This window comes from Pantoea sp. USMM079, assembly GCF_037153115.1.
GTDB classification, from domain to species: Bacteria; Pseudomonadota; Gammaproteobacteria; order Enterobacterales; family Enterobacteriaceae; genus Pantoea; species Pantoea communis.
In genome coordinates this window covers 112,429-130,712 of sequence record NZ_JBBCKX010000001.1, presented here as the reverse complement: position 1 = coordinate 130,712, position 18,284 = coordinate 112,429, and the positions used below count along the sequence as shown (strand labels likewise).

The window sequence follows — 18,284 nt, the reverse complement described above, 5'->3', positions numbered from 1 at the left end:
CAATAAAATTAATCAGGCGCGACGTTCAGCGTGCCATAGATACAGGACATCGACCGCGCCATGCAACAACAACATCATCCCTTGTTAAGTGCTTCCCTCGGTACACAGCGCGAAATCGTCAGCTTTCATTTCGGTACCGATTCTCAGCAGCGCGTCTACATTCAGGCGGCACTGCACGGTGATGAACTGCCGGGTATGGCGGTGGCGTGGTATCTGAAACACAAGCTGCTGGCGCTGGAATCGGCCGGGCAGCTCAAATCCAAAATTACGCTGGTGCCGGTGGCAAATCCGCTGGCGATGGGGCAACACTGGCACGGCAGCCATTTGGGTCGCTTCCATACGCTTTCAGGTCAGGATTTCAATCGCCGTTTCCCGGCGTTAGGCGATACCCTGGCTGAAGAGTTGGCCGGTTCGTTGACGCAAAGCGAGTATGAAAACAAGCGGCTGATCCGTGATGCCATTGATCTCCATTATCGCGATCGCATTGCTAAAACCGAACTGGATGCGCAGCGCTTCACGTTGATGCGTATGGCCAGTCAGGCTGATTTGATGATTGACCTGCACTGCGACTGGGATGCATTGCCGCATCTCTACACCACGCCGCACGCATGGCAGGATATCGAGCCTTTAGCGCGTTGGTTAGGTAGCGAAGTACAGCTTCTGGCCCAAATCTCTGGTGGCGAGCCGTTTGATGAGGCCTGCTGCGAGCCGTGGCTAACGCTGGCCGAGCGGTTTGGTGGTGAGTATCCGATGCCACGGGGTTTGTTGCCAGTGACGTTAGAATTACGTGGGGTTGCTGATGTTTCGCCAGAACAGGCGGAGAAGGATGCGGATGCGATTATTAATGCCTTGATTGAGGGTGGCTACATTGCGGGTGACGTGAGTGAGTCCCCTGCCCTGATCAACCCTGCAACACCTTTGGCGGGTTGTGAATATATTCATGCGCCGCATTCCGGGTTGTTATTGAATCGCCGCGAGTTAGGGGAATGGATTAAGCCGGGTGAAGTGGTAGCGGAGATTGTGGACCCGATTACCGACCAGGTGACGCCGCTGGTGGCAGAGTTTGGTGGGGTGCTGTATGCGCGGAATCTGATGAAGTTTGCTACGGCGGGAATGCTGGTGGTGAGACTTGCGGGGGAGAATGCGGAAAGAGAGGGTGAGTTGTTAGTGGTTTAAAATGATGGCCTGTTGCAAGGCCATCCACATTTATTACTTTGTTAAAATTTCCTGCAAATTATTCTGTTGAAATTTCCTGCAAAGAAATACCGAGTATTCTGTTATCAGGCGCTATACCTAATTCAGCAGGAGACTTAGCATTGTGGACTTGCATGGTTATTCTCTGAGACTTAGAACTAAAATCAATAGGTATATTTACAACCACATTTTCAGCGCTGTCCACTATGACATCTTTTTGTAATTGTTTACCATTGACGAATGTTCGAAACGTTACATTCACATTCTCACGCCCAGGCGTATGTAACACATTAAACTTCAGTGAGAAATATTTTAAATTTTTCGCTGGCACACTGAGGACAATTTCAGACTCTGCCTTTGACCACACATGCCCACTCTCTCTATAATACCAACCATTATCCAGAATAGAACTAAGTGCATAGTTATCTTCATTTATCAAAATTGGATAAGATGAAATACCAGAGGTCGTATAGTCTCTATACTTGTCATTGTTAACTTTCAAAATCGCATACAGATCACGATTAATAACATCAATGAAAGGTATTTCTTTTAGAGTTTTGACAACATCACTCAAGTTATTCTTTTGCACATCCGGACAGTAGAATTTCAAATCATTCTTTAGCGACAATCTCTTCTCATATGAAAGGGGCAGTAAGGTTTCATCTGGACAAAGCCAATAGTGAGCAGACCAGAGCATATTAACATATGGCAATACTATATAATCTACCTTTTCATCTAAAAGCAATTGAGTTATGTAAGGAACTTGATTTACGCTAAGACTACCCTGAAGATTAACCATTATTTTAGGCCAATACAACTTCGCGTTATCAAGATTCTTATCCCCTCCAATATTAAAAGTCTTGAACCCAGAAAAAGGCGCCAAATAATTAGCAAAGAAATCATTATTCCATGGGATAAACGCAACTTTAGAATTGGCAGGTATATCGTGATTAAGGTCCTTAACTAAACTACTATTAATATTACCAATAGAGTAAAAGTTTGCTCGCCCATAATCCCAATTCTTTTTTAGATGTGGGATGTACAGAGTAATCAAACAAAGAACGATTAAATATCGCAACCAATGTTTGAGGTTACGAACGTAACAGATCGATAAAGCCCAAAAACAAAACAACCCTAATGCAATCCATCGATATGAGGCCCGCATTACATTAAAACCCGGCAAATATGTTGATATTAATGCATTACCAGTGGGAGCAATGGCATAGCTAGCAGGCATTAACATATCATTGGCAAGCGTGTTTATCTCTGAATAATTATCAGGTTTAAAGGAGTGGAACTTTAAAGATGGCCCCATAGACATATAAATAGAAAAAACACCAACAATAAATAAGCAATGTATGAATATACTTTTATTCTTATTTTTAAACCATCCCCAAAAGCCAATCAATAAAAATGGCAAAGAAAAAGTCGTATCCCAAACTGATGCATCTCCAAAATATTCAGATCCTAGTCGATGCTTAGAAAGTCCTAAAGTGTCTGATAACCAAAAAACGCCCTTTGCTGGTCTAATTAAAAAAGATAGGTCTACACCCCAACCGCGAAAAAAATCAAGAGGCTCAGCTTGATAGTTTGACTTTCCAATGAACTTTGAATACAAAAAATATGCACATGCAAAGGCAACAGCAAAAAAAACAGCCTTAAATACAATGAATTTAACTTTATTGGTCGAAGTTATAAAAGAGAATAGCAAAACTGCAGACGCAATAACAGCAAACATGACAAAAGTATAACCATCCATAAAAACAGAGATGATAACTGTCACTAAAAAATTCAGGTAGCTGAGTGGAATGCTTAACTTACCAGTACGTTCTGCGGCTAAAAAATTATAAGCAGTCCAACTATAAAAAGGAATTAATGCAATTCCTAGCATTAACATTGAGTAACCTGAGTGCCTGGTTACAACAGGTAAAATGAGCCAAAGCATCGAAAATAGCGCGGAGACTGTTGGTTCAAGTTTGAACAACCTTGATAATTGGTAACAGCCCCAAAAAGCGAGCGCCATCCATGCTGCAAAAACAAAACTGTATGCTGCCTCTGGCAACATGCCCAATTTTATTAACCAACTAATCGGGATTACAGCTGACAAACCAAAGGCAATCGCTGCGGGTTCAGGTATGCCAATATCATGAGCATAAAGATTAAAGAATCCTCCATTGCCTATAGATTTGGCATACCCCATTGCCCAGAGTGCCTGCCCCATAGTCGGCAAGGAAATATAAGGAAGCACATTGTTTATTGTTAAAGCAAAAAACAATGAAAATATAATAATACACATTTTAGCATTAAAAAATGCGCGAAAATAATTATACATTCAAACTAACTCTTCTAATATATAGTGAAATCAAGTAGAACACTACATCACCTAGAACTGTAATAACCCGTGAAATCATTACAGTCAGAAGTATGTTCTCATTAGATATATAACCACTCAAGAAATATATAAGTATTAACTCTCTTATTCCAAGCCCAGCGGGAGCGCCTGGAGTAATTAGTCCTATAAGCCATGCTGTTATAAAAACGGATGGAATGAAGACAATTAACCAAGGCGTTACCTTAAGAAATTCGAGACTATTAACCAAACAAAGAACAAGTAAAAACAAAAAGCCTGAAAATGTCAAAAAAGAAATTTGAATAAAAAATGCCTTTGTAACATATACACCAAAAAGTCGATTAGACAAAAGGGTACCAATCGAAAGCACTAATAAGAAACAAGCTATAGAATATTTTATTGATGACAAATTAAACCCCAAAAAAACAGGGGAAACTATTATTAAAAACATCCCACCGCTGATAGCTAAAAGCATTAACTCAATTAAAGTTGATTTAGCTAAAGATTTCCCAGATATTCCATCAGCCATTCCTAACGCTTGCCTTCCAGCGAAGTGAAATATGTTTCCAGGGATATACTTGGCTATTTGGGATATGCCAAATATTGATATAGACCACCGATATGAAGTGACCGCCCCACACTTTGCAAGCAAATTCCCCCATACACATCCTAAAGAAAGGCTTGAAACACCGTAAATCAATGCCAAGCCAATAAACAAAAATGTATTTCTAAAATTAAAAAAAACTAGAACACTGTCTGTCATGTAATTATTTATACGAATTGCAACAAATATTACACTAGAGACTGCCAAGATGCTGCCTATTGTATTCAGCAGCTTTGCATACTTATTTTTGGCTGTTTTTTTTTCGCCTGACATATGGCTTATCATCATACAAATCCTAAAAACAGAAAATACCCGTTAGTCTTTTTCGTCATGCAATATTTTATTGGTTTTGACACGTATATCTTCGAGGAGTTTTCGGTTTGCTGAAAGCAAATCGGCTAAGAAAGATACCAGTATAGTTTGAAATCCCATCATGATAAGAACGGCAGAAAGTATGAGAGACTGTACATGCCCTTCACCAGTCTGGAAAATATAAAAATACATATACCTAAGGCTAATCAGCAGTCCCAAAGTCATTAATATCGAACCAATAGTAAGGAAAAATCTAAAAGGACGATAAATAACGAAAATCCTGATAATGGTAAATATACTTCTTTGAATATAGGATGGAATGCTCTTCACTAACCTCGAAGGGCGCAAATCTTCATTAACATTCACCGGGACAGAACATATTGAGATATCTTTTTGGCCAGCTTGAATTATTGTTTCAAGAGTGTATGTGTATTCGCTAAACACGATGAGCTTCTGCGCCGCGCTTCTACTAATAGCCCTAAATCCACTTGGGGCATCAGGCACTGATGTTTTACTTGCACCTCTCACGACCCAACTTCCTAATTTTTGTAATAACTTCTTTGCAGGAGAGAAGTGTTCAATAGTGGCTATTGGTCTTGCACCAATGACCATTTCAGATCTATGGTTTAAAATTGGCCCCACCAAATCAGGTATATTGTTTGCATCGTATTGGTTATCAGCATCAGTATTAATTATTACATCTGCACCTAACTTGAGGCAATTATCGATGCCAGTCATAAATGCAACAGCTAACCCTTTATTTCCCATATGTTGTATAACATGATCTACACCGCACCTTTTTGCAACTTCAACAGTATTATCAGTGCTCCCATCATCGATGATTAACCATTCAACTTTATCAAAACCATCGACCTGTCGTGGCAAGGCTTTTAGTGCAATATCCAGAGTTCCTGCTTCATTAAAACATGGAATTTGTATGATCAGTTTCAATTTTACATCCCAAATTATATTGTTTGAAAAATATAGAATTCAGTGAAAACCACTGAATTCTAAGTAACTTAGCTTAACTTACTACAAAATAAAATTCTAATTATTGTAACTTTGATAGAATGAATACGAATTAAATTGAAAGACAATAGCTTTAAAAACAAAAATCCCAGCAAGCTGGGATTTTTTTAATTAATACAATTAATCCAACCACTCCGTGTGGAATACGCCGTCTTTATCAATACGCTTATAAGTATGCGCACCGAAGTAATCACGCTGAGCCTGAATCAGGTTAGCTGGCAGTACTTCTGAACGGTAGCTGTCGTAATAGGCAATTGCAGCAGAGAAGGTAGGAGTTGGGATACCATTCTGGATTGCATATGACACCACATCACGCAATGCCTGCTGATATTCATCAGCGATGTTTTTGAAGTATGGATCCAGCAGCAGGTTAGCAATATCAGCATTGCTAGCATAAGCATCAGTGATTTTCTGCAAGAACTGAGCTCGGATGATGCAGCCAGCACGGAAGATCTTAGCAATTTCACCGTAGTGCAGATCCCATTTGTTCTCTTCTGAGGCTGCACGCAGCTGAGAGAAGCCCTGAGCATAAGAAACAATTTTGCCCAGATACAGAGCACGACGCACTTTCTCAACAAACTCAGCTTTGTCACCGGTGAAAGCTTTAGCCTGAGGCCCGCTTAGTACTTTAGAAGCAGCAACACGCTGTGATTTCAGAGAAGACAAGTAGCGAGCAAAGACTGATTCGGTGATAAGAGACAGCGGTTCACCAAGGTCAAGAGAACTCTGGCTAGTCCACTTTCCGGTACCTTTATTTGCTGCTTCATCCAGAATCACATCAACCAGATATTTACCGTCTTCATCTTTCTTGGTGAAGATATCTTTGGTGATGTCAATCAGGTAGCTGCTAAGCTCACCGTTGTTCCAGTCAGTGAAAGTGTTAGCCAACTCTTCGTTATTCAGACCGAGCGCACCTTTGAGCAGTGCATAGGCTTCAGCAATTAGCTGCATGTCACCATATTCGATCCCGTTATGCACCATTTTCACATAATGGCCGGCACCGTTTGGACCGATGTATGCAACACAAGCTTCACCGTCTTCAGCACGCGCTGCGATTTTATCAAGAATTGGCGCAACCAACTCGTACGCTTCTTTTTGACCGCCAGGCATGATTGAAGGGCCTTTCAATGCCCCCTCTTCACCGCCAGAAACACCGGTACCGATAAAGTTGAAGCCTTGGTCTGAGAGTTCTTTGTTACGACGGATGGTGTCTTTATAGAAGGTATTACCGCCATCGATGAGGATGTCACCCTTGTCGAGGTGAGGAGTCAGAGAAGCGATAGTTTTATCTGTCGCTTCACCCGCCTGTACCATTAGCAGTATACGGCGTGGTTTTTCCAGTGATTGAACGAATTCTTCTACAGTGTAGAACGGAGCAAGTTTCTTGCCCTGGCTTTCAGCGATAACTTCATCTGTCTTCTCGCGCGAACGGTTGAAGATAGAAACAGTGTAACCGCGGCTCTCGATGTTAAGAGCCAGATTACGGCCCATCACTGCCATACCTACAACGCCGATCTGTTGTTTGGACATTACATACTCCTGTCTGTGGTCTCGCATGGTGTTATCAGTAACACCAACCTGTAAGTGTCCAATATGTTAACTCAGGATAGCCGATGAGAGGTAATGATTGGTGCGATAGTACAATGAAAATATCTTAAGAGTAATCACATGATTAACATGGACTTATAAAGCTTAGTGTAACTTTCAATCATCTTATCAGCCGTAAAGAGTGTTTCAAAACGCTCGTGGGCGGCTTTCCCTAAGGTTTCTGCTTGCACAGGATTATTCCAAATTTCATCCATAGCGTTACGCAGCGCACTAGGATCAGAAGGAGGGACAACCAGTCCGGTGACACGATCTATATTTATATAGGTTGTCCCTGTTCCAATTTCGCTAGAGATAAGCGGTTTAGCATAAAGTGCTCCCTCTAACAGAGAAATACCAAAAGCTTCAGATCGCAGATGTGAAGGAAATACTAAGCAAGTACATAGCTGTAGTAACGCTGATTTATCAGTATCCTCCAGCGCGCCAAGGAAGTAGATATTTTCTACTCCTGCTTCTTGTGCTTGCGATTTTAATTCGGATTCAATCGGCCCCGCGCCTACTACAACAATTGGATATTGGCTATTTTTCGCGGCTTCTATAAGGATATGCAACCCCTTATAATAGCGGAATGTGCCGATAAATAAGAAAAAACCTTGTGGGAAACGTTCCTTCCATTTATTTAAAACATTTTCATCTTTGTTTTTGTAAAAATGCTTATCCAGTCCGTATGGTATTACCTGAACTTTATCTTTGTACTTTTGGAGTATAGGGCTGCTTTTTACATAGTTCGGGGATGCAGCAACGATACAATCAACATTACTGAGAAATCGGTTCATTAAAGGTGCATACAGTTTTAAAAGCGCCTTTTGTTTTACGATATCAGAGTGATAACTCACAACTGAAGGTTTTTTAATTCCTGCTGCAAAATGCATCAAATCCATAAATGGATAAGGGAAATGGTAGTGGATAATGTCCGCCTGAGAGGCCAGTTTCTTAAAATCTGAGATCGCAGTCAATGAAAAAGGCGTTGAAGCAAACTCACATAATGTTTTGACACGATGGATTGTATGATGGGCAAACATAGTCGTTGTCTGCCCAAATGCTGGACTATGAGTGAAAACAATTGATTGGATATCTTCTTTCACCCCACCTTCGGCAAGCTGATAAATAACTTGTTCAATCCCACCGAAGGTATCTGGGTAATAGGTTTTATAGCAATGAAGAACTTTTATCATATAAATTTAGCGACCTGCTCATAGGCTTCTATTGTTTTGTCAGCACAGAGTGACCATGAAAATTGCTGCGATTGAGCAAGTCCAGACTGCATCATTCGATCCCTTGCTGAAATATCTTCTATCATCATTTGCATATAATGCACGAGCATGTCGATATCCTCTGGCTCATGCATTAACGCAGCATCGCCTGCGACTTCGGGTAGTGATGTTGCGTTAGAGCATATGACGGGGGTTCCTGAAGTCATGGCTTCTAGAACAGGCAATCCAAATCCCTCATAAATTGATGGGAAAAGAAAACAATTTGCTGCACTAAAGAGGACGGGTAAATCCTTACCAGGTACGAACCCTAAGTATCTCAACCAACCTTCGCGCTCACCTTTATCAAAGAGCCTAAAGAGTTCTTCGTTTTCCCAACCTTTATAACCACTAATAACGAGTGGAAATTTACTCTTTTCTGTGAGTGGCAAACGGTCATAGGCACGCAAAAGTGTCAAAATGTTCTTTCTAGGCTCAATGGTGCCGGTGTAGAGAAAAAACCGACGCCAATTTAATCTATAATTCTCCAGTACTGTCCGCGCTTGCTCTTCAGTACGAGGGTAGAACTGCTCATTACACGCTAAGGGAGCTACTGAAATTCTATTCTCATCTAATGAAAAATATTCCATTAACTCTTCTTTAGTATAATGTGAATCAGTAATCAACATAGCAGCGCGTTTCACGGTATGACGCAATTCTTTCTGCATTAAATGCACACGGCCTGCAGGGTGAAACTGCGGCCAATGAAACACAGAAAGATCATGAAAAGTTGCAACACAATGATCAACGTTAGGTGGAAGATAATAATTAGGGCTGTGAAAAATAGAATTTCTAAATTTTTTGAGTGCACGTGATTTCAGGAAAGGATAAATAAGCCGATATACTTCACTCGCAGCTCTACTTTTTTGCAGCGTGCGCTTAATCGATTGGACGGATTGTACTGATTCACTAGCCACCACTAATGAATCTTTAAATTGTGTGCCATGTAAATAGGTGAGTGAAAGCTCATCTTTACGCTGCTGAAGTTGTATCGCTAACTCAAAAGCGTAACGACCTATCCCGGTTAAAGGATATTTAATACAATCAGTTGAGAAGACAATATTTAATTTTTTACTTCCAGCATCCATTTCAATGTTTCTCTAAGCGGCACTTTAGGATGTTGAGGACCAATCAGACTATTTAATAATGTAATATCACCGCATAATTCTTTTATTTCGTTTGGACGAACAAATTGCGGGTTCACTTCAATACGAATGTCGTGACCAGTGATCTCCTCACAAAGTCGAATGACCTCACGAAGTGAATGCATTTCACCCGAAGCAACATTGACAGTTTTTCCGAAAGCCTCACTCTTCAGCAGCTCTGCATAGCATCTGGTCAAGTAACGTACATCAGAGAAGTCACGCCAGACATCAATGTTCCCCAGCTCAATGACGTCTTTACCTTCGCGAAAATGCTTAACAATTTTAGGAATTAAAAAATTATCAGCCTGACCTATTCCAGTGTAGTTGAAGGGTCTGGTAATTATTAAAGGTAATTTTTCATTGAATAATCTAACCATATATTCCATGGCCAGTTTGCTAACAGCATAATCATTTGCAGGATTTGCTTCTGTAGTCTCACCAAGTTTTCCTGGCGTATTGTTACCATAAACATTAGCACTGCTCGCAACGAGTACCGCATTCGGTTTATGTTGTGTCTCTGCTAACGCTGTCAGTAGGTTTCGTGTACCGGAAAGATTTACTTCATAAAATGCATTGGGATTAGAATGCCCGACAAATGCAATTGCTGCAAGATGAATAACAACATCAGGGCTTATGCTGTCTATAGCATTTTTAACCTGGTTCTGATTAGTAAGGTCAACCTGGTAATATTTATCGGATTTTTTTTGAGGTGCTGAACCTAGGCCAAAAACATCATATCCGGCAGCGGATAATTCCGCTGCCATATAATGGCCTGTAAAACCCTTGATCCCAGTGACCAAAGCTTTTTTGCCATTGCTCATATTAGAATGAAAATCCTTGTTTATTGCGACGGAGATCTTCCTCAACCATCATTGCACAAAGTTCTTCAAGCGTCGTTTTTGGCTCCCAACCCAAAATGTCTTTAGCTCGTTGCGGATCACCAATTAATAACTCTACTTCAGCAGGACGATAGAACTTAGGGTTCACTTTAACCACGACCTTATTAGTTGCAACATCGATCGCTACTTCCTCGTCTTCTTTACCTTCAAAGCGTAACTCAATACCAACAGCTTTAAACGCCATCGAAACAAAATCACGTACTGTTTCAGTGCGGTTTGTTGCCAATACGAAAGTATCTGGCTCATCAGCCTGAAGCATTAACCACATTCCCTCAATGTACTCTTTAGCAAAGCCCCAATCGCGTTTAGCATCCATATTGCCTAATTCAAGTACATCAAGCTTCCCAAGCTTAATTTTTGCAACGGAATCGGTGATTTTACGAGTGACAAACTCTTGTCCACGTAACGGTGATTCATGGTTGAACAGAATGCCGCTTGAAGCGAAAATTCCGTAACTTTCACGATAGTTGATCGTCATCCAGTGTGCATAAAGCTTTGCAACACCATATGGACTACGAGGATAAAAGGGCGTGTCCTCCTTTTGGGGAATAGCCTGAACTTTACCAAACATCTCTGAAGTTGAAGCTTGATAGAAACGAATTTTTGGATTAACAATACGAATTGCTTCCAGCAAATTTACAGGGCCAATACCGGTAATTTCAGCTGTCGTTAATGGTTGTTCAAAAGAGACACCTACAAAACTCTGCGCAGCCAGGTTGTAAACTTCAGTTGCGCCACTTTGTTGTAACAGACGAATGCTAGCAGACAGATCAGTTAAATCGTATTCTACTAAATGCAGGTCTGAATGATCCTTAATGCCTAATTCTTCAATACGCCAGAAATTAACAGAGCTTGTGCGGCGGTAAGTACCGTAGACAGTATAATTCTTGCTTAACAATAATTCAGCGAGATAGGCACCATCTTGTCCAGTAATGCCAGTTACAATTGCAATTTTATCACTCATACTTAATTCCATATTAATTTACGATAAAAACCAACTACTATGTCAATCAATTGAAAATTGAAGAAGCAGTTTCCGACCATTTAGTAGACCTGTATTCTACATTAATTCGCGTTTCTTTTTGTTGTATTGCCGTTGGATTTTCAACGAAATATTTTATCTTATCAGACCAACCTAGTACATCCCAGGGATCTATATAATCAAGCAAATCTCCCGCAACTTCAGGAACAGATGCCGCTGAAGATGCCAAGCAATATTTTCCAAAAGCAAGACTTTCTGCAACCGGCAGTCCCCATCCTTCATATAAAGAAGGGTACACTGTAAACCAACAATTTCTATATAACTCAACTAACTCGGGATCAGAAACATTATTCAACTGAATAATCTTTCCTTTGACTCTTGGATCAAGATTTAAATCACTAATAAAATCATTCATTCCCCAACCAGGCATACCAACAAAAACCAAGAGTGGAAGATTATCTACTTTACTATCTATAAGTCTTGTGTAGGCCTTGTAAAGAACCTCATGATTCTTGCGTCTTTCAATCGTTGAGACAAATAAAATGTATTTTTTTCCTAATAAAAGTTTAATTTCATCAGAGATTTTATATTCAGGTTCAAGCTCAGGAAGTTCGCAGCCTAGTTTAACTATTGTAAGTTTAGGAATAGGGGTACCTAATTGAATCAACAAGTCATTTAGATCATCACGTGAGCATTTAGATATGCAAAATATTTCATCGGCACACCAAGCTACATTTGAGAAGTAATGGGAAAACTTACCTGCCACATCCCCAACACAAAGATGAGGTAATTTCACCGGTATCACATCATAGCAAAAAAGTTTAACTTTAAGGTTTAGTTCTTTTTTTAACCTATAAAGATACTGAAAATCCTTTTGATCCCAGTCAAGACCCAATGAAATATATTCATCCCCACTCTTGAAGGGGTGCTTGTTGATTACTTCACTTTCAATGCTTGTGATGTTAAAGGAGGAGGCCAATTCAGGCTTGAAAAATTGTTTAAATGCTAGTTTAGCATAGCGTATTGACGCTAATAAACTGCTTACAGAACTTCTGCGAGGAATTAGATAATTTACAACCCTCCTCTGTATAGTCGAAGGTAAAATCTTAATGCATTTAATAATTAAATTTTTAACCCTGACCTTATTATCGATTTGATTAATCGACTCTGTAGCTTTCACAGAAGCTTTGCTAGCAACGTGACCGTTTATTTTTTTTATCGTTGCTTCAACAAGTAGTCTATCTATTTCTGAGTAACCTGTTAAAGGGTTATAAACACAAAATTTAGCATTTATTGAAGAAATGTTCTTTAATGCATATGTTGCGCACTCAACTTCAGTTCTCACAATACCAACTGCTGCTCTTTGCCAACCCATGATTGTTGTAACATCTAGCCAAACATTATGCATTCACTGAAGCCTCATATTTTCTTTCAACGTCAAAATATAAAACATCTAACGTTTTATTCCATGTTAAATTCTCCAAGTCTACACGTTCTTCTCGGCTTAACTCTGGCAATCGTGTAGTAAGCACAGTCCTCGTCGCAGAAAAAAAATCGCCAGGCGAACGTATAACTTTCACACGGGGATTATCACAATATTGCTCAAATCCTCTAAATGATGAAACCGTACCTATTACAGGTTTGCCAGAATAAAGTGATTCAGCCGTTTTAAGGTTTGAACCGCCACCGTGTTCTATTGGAAGAAAATACGCATGAGCAAGGTTTTTTACAACTGCTAAATCTTCATCATCTAATACATACAAGAGCTCAATCCGACTAATGTTTATGTTAGACCACTTTGATTTTAATATTTCTTTGTAGATGTGCTCGCATACACTTCCAGCAATGACAAGTTTGCTGTCTGGAGGAATGCATGCCAAGCTTTCGCCAATGATTTTATTGAAGCTAGTAAAATTAGGAGGATGTGCACTCGCTATGTAAAGCATCCACGGGGTTTTTGGAAGTTTACTTTTCCATTTATCATTGGATAAACTCGAGTCCCAGGGCTCAATGCCATTCGCAGCTAGCTGAATGTTTTCTCGCCCCCACTGTTTCATGTGATTAATATCATTTTGTGTAACTGCAGCTACTACATCCGCCCCTAATACTGCATTTAGCTCTAAAGATTTAATATCTGCAATGACATCTGCTCTATCTTTAACTTGATATTGTTCTAATATATCTTCTTTTAATAGATATTCAATATTTTGGGAGCCAAATACAACACTTGCATTACTATATTTTGGAATGGTCTTTATTTTTTTAACCAACTCCCACAACCAACATTGTTCAACATGAATAACATCGATATTAGCGGGTAGATTGGAAACTATCTTATCTAAGCCACCATCTTTAGAGACTGCGAACCCTCCTGTAAGAAGGTCATTAATTAATGGTACGCTTCTATTTTTATATAATCGAAATTTGGAGTTTACAGGAAAAGGAACATCGTACGTGCCAAGTTCATCTCCTAAAAAGCTTTCTTGTTCATAAACAGCAATGGAGCGAGTGATCCAACCATTGGATTTGAATTTTTTAACAAGTTGATTGAGTCTAATTTGTCCACCATGCCTAGGTTTGGCAAATGGATATGTACTAAGAAAAAGAATAGATTTCATTTAGCTTTCCTTTTTGAAAAATGACGAAACTTTTCTTATAGGCATAGTCATTTTCCATGAATTGCTACTATATACTTCATTGAGTCTATTATTTGCAGTATAAATACGGTCATTAAGGCCGTCTATAGCTCTCTTATAACCTTCTACTTCAGAATTTAAAGCAATTATTTTTTCATTCAAAGAGATTGTCATTTTTCTGTAATTCTCTTCTGCGCTGGAAATAAATTCATCAAATATGTTAGGAGGGGTTTGAAAATGGACGGCTAAATCTTCATGTTCCTTACTGACATAAAATCTATTCAAGCCATCAAAGTATAAGAAAATATAATCATTATTCTTCAGAATATCATCCCATTGCTCATGACTTTCCATCTTAGAATTAGGTGCAGTAGACTCAATAACAAGAATCCATGGTCGATATCTCTTCCAATCATTGCTTCTGACAACAGCCTCTTCCACGCCCTCAACATCAATTTTAAGGAAGTGAATTTCTTTATTATCTGAAGAAAGATGCTTCTCAAATATGTAACTCAATGTTTTTGTAGACGTCTTTGACCATTCACCTTTGAAACCATTAAGCTCATGTTGCTCTGCAACCTTTTCATCAAGAGTTGCCCAACCTCTAATTTCAGACTCCCAGATATTAAGCTCTTCTATTCTGTCAGATACCGCCAGATTCAAGTTAATATCTCTATTCCTGCTTTCAATTAAAGCGTTATAATGACTTTTGAGAGGCTCGACATTTATTCCACTCCAACCATTTTGATAAAATAAATTTGTCACAGAATCAATTATGGGATCATTAGCACCAATATCTACATAGAATCCGTTGGTTATATTTCCTAATGCCCGCCATAGCATTACATCTTCAAAATTTTGAGCATAACTTACTATCGACATTTATTTTATCTCTATTTCAGGGTCTATCCAGGCTGTTCCAGCAAAATGAGGTTTATTTATATTTATTATATTAAAAACCATCGCAAGATCGCGCCACTCATAATTATTAACTAAATGAGTATCAGTGCTAACTAAAGCTGTTTGTATCGAGTAGCTTCCTGGTCCCAGGTTAGCATTAAAATTAATATTAAAAACATATTCCGTACCTTTCTTTACATCCAGAATAGGTTGTTTCTTAAGATCGGTATTCGTACCATATACAACCTGTCCTAATCGATCCTTAATTCCATATCCCAAAACAAGTCTAGGCAAATCCTCATTGACTAAAACTGTAACTTTTAGTGTAATCGACTCTCCAACATCGATGAACTCAATGCTTTCACCTCTGACATTTAATATTCTAATGTCTTTTACAGTGGCCTCGCCACTTCCCGAAATTGTTTGAATACTTCCATTATCCAGCTCAACTCTTTCAATTTTTTGATTCTGCTTATCTGCTAACAAAGCATTATAATAATCCATTACGGATTCAGGGTCGCCTTCCAGTTCAAGTTTACCCTTATTCAACAAGATGGCTTTATCGCAAATACTCTGGATAGACTGTTTGTCGTGTGAAACAATGAGTAACGTAGTACCTGCTCGACTGAACTCGCGAATGCGGTTAAAACTTTTATGTTGGAAGTACGCATCACCTACAGATAGAGCTTCGTCTACAATCAAGATATCAGGCCTGACTGCTGTTGCCACTGAGAACGCTAACCTCATTTGCATCCCGCTAGAGTAGACGCGAACTGGCTGGTCAATGTATGTACCAATCTCTGCGAAATCTTCTATAGAAGGCATCAAATTATTGATTTCTTCTAAGCTATACCCCAGCAACTGACCTGACATGATAACATTTTGCCGGCCAGTGAAGTCTGGATGGAAACCCATACCCAATTCAAGCATGGCTGCAACTCTACCCTCTAAACTGATAAAACCTTCAGTTGGCTGAGTTGTGCCCGTAATCATTTTCAGCAGCGTACTTTTTCCAGCACCATTAATCCCGATAATACCTAAGGCTTCTCCAGGATTAACTTCAAAAGAAATATCTTCTAAAACCCATTTTAATTTGTGATATTTCTTTTTCCCTGGTAAGAACCACTCTGCTAACCTACTCCATCTTGTCGCATATTGTTTATATGCTTTTCCAACATTCTTTACTGTAATTTTACCCATTATAGTTCATCCACCATTTCGCCGGAATGTTTCCGGAACAACTTAAGTCCGACCACACAAAGAACTAATCCGATAAACAAGGCAGGGATGAGTTGATGGAAACTGGGAAGCATACCTTTTACAAGAATATTCTGAGCGGCAGTTATCACGCCATACATTGGGTTTAATGATAGATATTGTTGTGCTTTTGCAGGCAGAATTTCTGCTGGATAAATAATTGGCGTTAGCCAAAACCAAAACTGTAGTGCAATGCCAAAGAACTGCCCAACATCTCTGAAGAAAACATTGAGGATGCCCAATGTTATCCCTAGTCCCATAGCAAAAACGATTAACACTAAAACAACCGGGATTAATGCAAAATAGTTTAAGCCAGGGAAATTCCCTGTAAAAATTAGAAAAATTGTGAACAATCCAAACACAATGAAAAAATTTAGCAATGCATTACATACTATTGTTACTGGGAGGCAAAGCCTGGGGAAACTAACTTTTTTTAATAAGTTTGCATATTCTAAAAACACATTCTGCCCTCTTCCAACGATTTCCGCGAAAAGGCCCCAAGTAAGAATCCCTGAACAAAGATAAATACTATAACCAAACGTATTTGATACGCCTGGCATCTTCGAATGCATTACCTGTGAAAATATCACAGTGTAAACCACTATCATTGAAAGAGGATTCAAAATATTCCATGCTGCACCTAAGAGAGAGTTTTGATATTTAGATTGAAACTCTCTCTTTACATTGCCGAGCACGAAACCTCGATAGCTCCATAAGGATCTAATAACTGATGATATCATTCCTGATCCTTAATTAAACTCGAGATAGCATCCACCATATCGTTGACTAATCGTGAGTCATTTTTAGATTCAACATTTAATCTAAGTAATGGCTCAGTATTTGATGTCCTTACATTCATCCGCCAATTTTCAAATTCAAAGCTTTTCCCATCTATATTGTCAGATTGAATAGATTTTATCCCAATCCCCTCATCAATTTTTGAGAGGACAACGTTTGAATCTCTTACTTTAAAGTTTATCTCGCCACTGCATGGAAATGATTTCATCCTTTCATTCACTAGCTGTGACAAGGTTTTCCCTTTCGTTGCCAGCAACTCCGCTACCAGCATCCATGGAATCATCCCGCTATCACAATAAGCAAAGTCACGGAAATAGTGATGCGCACTCATTTCACCACCATAAATCGCATCTTCCTCACGCATACGCTCTTTAATAAACGCATGTCCAGTCTTTGACATTACAGGGATGCCACCCGCCTTGGTCACCACATCTATGGTGTTCCAGGTCAATCTTGGGTCATGAATGATTTTAGCGCCCTTCTCTTTTTTCAGGAACGCTTCAGCCAGGAGGCCCACGATATAGTAACCTTCGATGAACTCTGCAGTTTCATCGAACAAGAAGCAGCGATCAAAATCACCGTCAAAAGCGATGCCCATATCTGCATTGTGTGCACGTACTGCATCAGAGGTATCTTTACGACATTCAGGCAGTAAAGGGTTAGGGATGCCGTTAGGGAAGTTGCCATCTGCCTGATGGTGCACCTTAATGAAGCTGACCGGCACATTTGCCAGCTGGAAGCGCTTTTCTATTTCATCAATGACATGGCCTGCAGCGCCATTGCCTGAGTTGATCACCAGTTTCATTGGCTTTTTAAAATTAGCCAAATCGATGTAGCCCATCAAATGATCTACATAAGCGTCCAACACTGAAATCTGTTTGTAGCAACCGCGCTTTGATTCATCGACAGCTGAAAACTCATTCGCTTCGGCTAAGCGCTGTACATCACGGAGGCCTGTATCACCGCTAATAGGGCGTGCGCCTTCACGTACCAGTTTCATGCCATTGTAGTTCATTGGATTATGGCTGGCGGTGACTTCTACTCCCCCATCAATACCGAGGTGGAAAGTGGCGAAGTAAATCTCTTCTGTACCGCTCATGCCAATATCCAGCACATCTGTGCCAGCGTCCCGCAGACCATTTGCTAACGCCAGCTTCAGAGATTCACTAGTGAGGCGTACGTCTCCACCGACGACGATTGTTTTTGGCTTAATGAATTCGCCGTATGCACGGCCAATACGATAAGCGATATCTTCATTGAGCTCTTTGCCCAGCTCACCACGAATATCGTAAGCTTTGAAACAAGTTAGTGCTTCCATTATTT

At 39.8% G+C, this 18,284-nt stretch carries 15 protein-coding genes; 1 reads left to right on the top strand and 14 read right to left on the bottom strand.

The window, feature by feature from the left end:
• Window positions 1-60 precede the first annotated feature (60 nt).
• The gene (locus WFP70_RS00550; RefSeq protein WP_337022328.1) at window positions 61-1,176 is read left to right on the top strand and encodes a succinylglutamate desuccinylase/aspartoacylase family protein; all 1,116 of its coding nucleotides are present in this window, start codon (window positions 61-63) and stop codon (window positions 1,174-1,176) included.
• 58 nt (window positions 1,177-1,234) lie between these two features.
• Here the strand turns inward: WFP70_RS00550 and WFP70_RS00545 are convergent, their stop codons facing one another.
• The 14 genes from WFP70_RS00545 to cpsG form a co-directional block, all read right to left on the bottom strand.
• Window positions 1,235-3,526: a hypothetical protein gene (locus WFP70_RS00545; protein ID WP_337022327.1), complete on the bottom strand. Its 2,292-nt coding sequence runs from the start codon at window positions 3,524-3,526 to the stop codon at window positions 1,235-1,237.
• Window positions 3,519-4,421 (bottom strand): hypothetical protein, encoded by a 903-nt coding sequence (locus WFP70_RS00540; protein WP_337022326.1) that lies wholly within the window; start codon window positions 4,419-4,421, stop codon window positions 3,519-3,521. Before WFP70_RS00540 ends, WFP70_RS00545 begins: the two co-directional genes overlap by 8 nt.
• 42 nt (window positions 4,422-4,463) lie before the next feature.
• Window positions 4,464-5,411 carry a glycosyltransferase family 2 protein gene (locus WFP70_RS00535; protein ID WP_337022325.1) on the bottom strand — a complete coding sequence of 316 codons (948 nt, stop codon included), beginning with the start codon at window positions 5,409-5,411 and terminating at the stop codon, window positions 4,464-4,466.
• A 198-nt stretch (window positions 5,412-5,609) separates the two neighbouring features.
• Complete coding sequence (gndA, locus tag WFP70_RS00530) at window positions 5,610-7,019, bottom strand: NADP-dependent phosphogluconate dehydrogenase (protein ID WP_337022324.1); 1,410 nt, start codon at window positions 7,017-7,019, stop codon at window positions 5,610-5,612.
• Between the two features lie 134 nt (window positions 7,020-7,153).
• Window positions 7,154-8,269 (bottom strand): glycosyltransferase family 4 protein, encoded by a 1,116-nt coding sequence (locus tag WFP70_RS00525; RefSeq protein ID WP_337022323.1) that lies wholly within the window; start codon window positions 8,267-8,269, stop codon window positions 7,154-7,156.
• Window positions 8,266-9,432: a glycosyltransferase family 4 protein gene (locus WFP70_RS00520; RefSeq protein ID WP_337022322.1), complete on the bottom strand. Its 1,167-nt coding sequence runs from the start codon at window positions 9,430-9,432 to the stop codon at window positions 8,266-8,268. Before WFP70_RS00520 ends, WFP70_RS00525 begins: the two co-directional genes overlap by 4 nt.
• Window positions 9,408-10,310, bottom strand: coding sequence for a GDP-mannose 4,6-dehydratase (locus WFP70_RS00515; protein WP_337022321.1), 903 nt, complete (start codon window positions 10,308-10,310; stop codon window positions 9,408-9,410). The genes WFP70_RS00520 and WFP70_RS00515 overlap by 25 nt, the downstream gene beginning before the upstream one ends.
• 1 nt (window position 10,311) lies before the next feature.
• Window positions 10,312-11,352 carry a GDP-mannose 4,6-dehydratase gene (gene gmd / locus WFP70_RS00510; RefSeq protein ID WP_337022320.1) on the bottom strand — a complete coding sequence of 347 codons (1,041 nt, stop codon included), beginning with the start codon at window positions 11,350-11,352 and terminating at the stop codon, window positions 10,312-10,314.
• 46 nt (window positions 11,353-11,398) lie between these two features.
• A complete protein-coding gene (locus WFP70_RS00505; protein ID WP_337022319.1) occupies window positions 11,399-12,778 on the bottom strand; it encodes a glycosyltransferase family 4 protein in 1,380 nt (459 codons plus the stop codon).
• Entirely contained in the window at window positions 12,771-13,988 is a 1,218-nt protein-coding gene (locus WFP70_RS00500; RefSeq protein WP_337022318.1) for a hypothetical protein, read from the bottom strand. The genes WFP70_RS00505 and WFP70_RS00500 overlap by 8 nt, the downstream gene beginning before the upstream one ends.
• On the bottom strand, window positions 13,989-14,888 hold the full coding sequence (locus tag WFP70_RS00495; protein ID WP_337022317.1) for an FkbM family methyltransferase: 900 nt from the start codon (window positions 14,886-14,888) through the stop codon (window positions 13,989-13,991). It abuts the gene before it with no gap.
• Entirely contained in the window at window positions 14,889-16,106 is a 1,218-nt protein-coding gene (locus tag WFP70_RS00490) for an ABC transporter ATP-binding protein (protein ID WP_337022316.1), read from the bottom strand. It lies immediately after the preceding gene.
• Entirely contained in the window at window positions 16,106-16,900 is a 795-nt protein-coding gene (locus tag WFP70_RS00485; RefSeq protein ID WP_442956329.1) for an ABC transporter permease, read from the bottom strand. Before WFP70_RS00485 ends, WFP70_RS00490 begins: the two co-directional genes overlap by 1 nt.
• Window positions 16,900-18,279 carry a phosphomannomutase CpsG gene (gene cpsG / locus WFP70_RS00480; protein ID WP_337022314.1) on the bottom strand — a complete coding sequence of 460 codons (1,380 nt, stop codon included), beginning with the start codon at window positions 18,277-18,279 and terminating at the stop codon, window positions 16,900-16,902. Before cpsG ends, WFP70_RS00485 begins: the two co-directional genes overlap by 1 nt.
• Window positions 18,280-18,284: the final 5 nt, after the last annotated feature.

Coding starts and splice junctions, on each gene's coding strand:
- gmd (WP_337022320.1), bottom strand. CDS start 11,352: ATGAGTGATAAAATTGCAATTGTAACTGGCATTACTGGACAAGATGGT.
- WFP70_RS00500 (WP_337022318.1), bottom strand. CDS start 13,988: ATGAAATCTATTCTTTTTCTTAGTACATATCCATTTGCCAAACCTAGG.
- WFP70_RS00545 (WP_337022327.1), bottom strand. CDS start 3,526: ATGTATAATTATTTTCGCGCATTTTTTAATGCTAAAATGTGTATTATT.
- WFP70_RS00520 (WP_337022322.1), bottom strand. CDS start 9,432: ATGGATGCTGGAAGTAAAAAATTAAATATTGTCTTCTCAACTGATTGT.
- WFP70_RS00525 (WP_337022323.1), bottom strand. CDS start 8,269: ATGATAAAAGTTCTTCATTGCTATAAAACCTATTACCCAGATACCTTC.
- WFP70_RS00550 (WP_337022328.1), top strand. CDS start 61: ATGCAACAACAACATCATCCCTTGTTAAGTGCTTCCCTCGGTACACAG.
- WFP70_RS00490 (WP_337022316.1), bottom strand. CDS start 16,106: ATGGGTAAAATTACAGTAAAGAATGTTGGAAAAGCATATAAACAATAT.
- cpsG (WP_337022314.1), bottom strand. CDS start 18,279: ATGGAAGCACTAACTTGTTTCAAAGCTTACGATATTCGTGGTGAGCTG.
- WFP70_RS00505 (WP_337022319.1), bottom strand. CDS start 12,778: ATGCATAATGTTTGGCTAGATGTTACAACAATCATGGGTTGGCAAAGA.
- gndA (WP_337022324.1), bottom strand. CDS start 7,019: ATGTCCAAACAACAGATCGGCGTTGTAGGTATGGCAGTGATGGGCCGT.
- WFP70_RS00515 (WP_337022321.1), bottom strand. CDS start 10,310: ATGAGCAATGGCAAAAAAGCTTTGGTCACTGGGATCAAGGGTTTTACA.
- WFP70_RS00495 (WP_337022317.1), bottom strand. CDS start 14,888: ATGTCGATAGTAAGTTATGCTCAAAATTTTGAAGATGTAATGCTATGG.
- WFP70_RS00540 (WP_337022326.1), bottom strand. CDS start 4,421: ATGTCAGGCGAAAAAAAAACAGCCAAAAATAAGTATGCAAAGCTGCTG.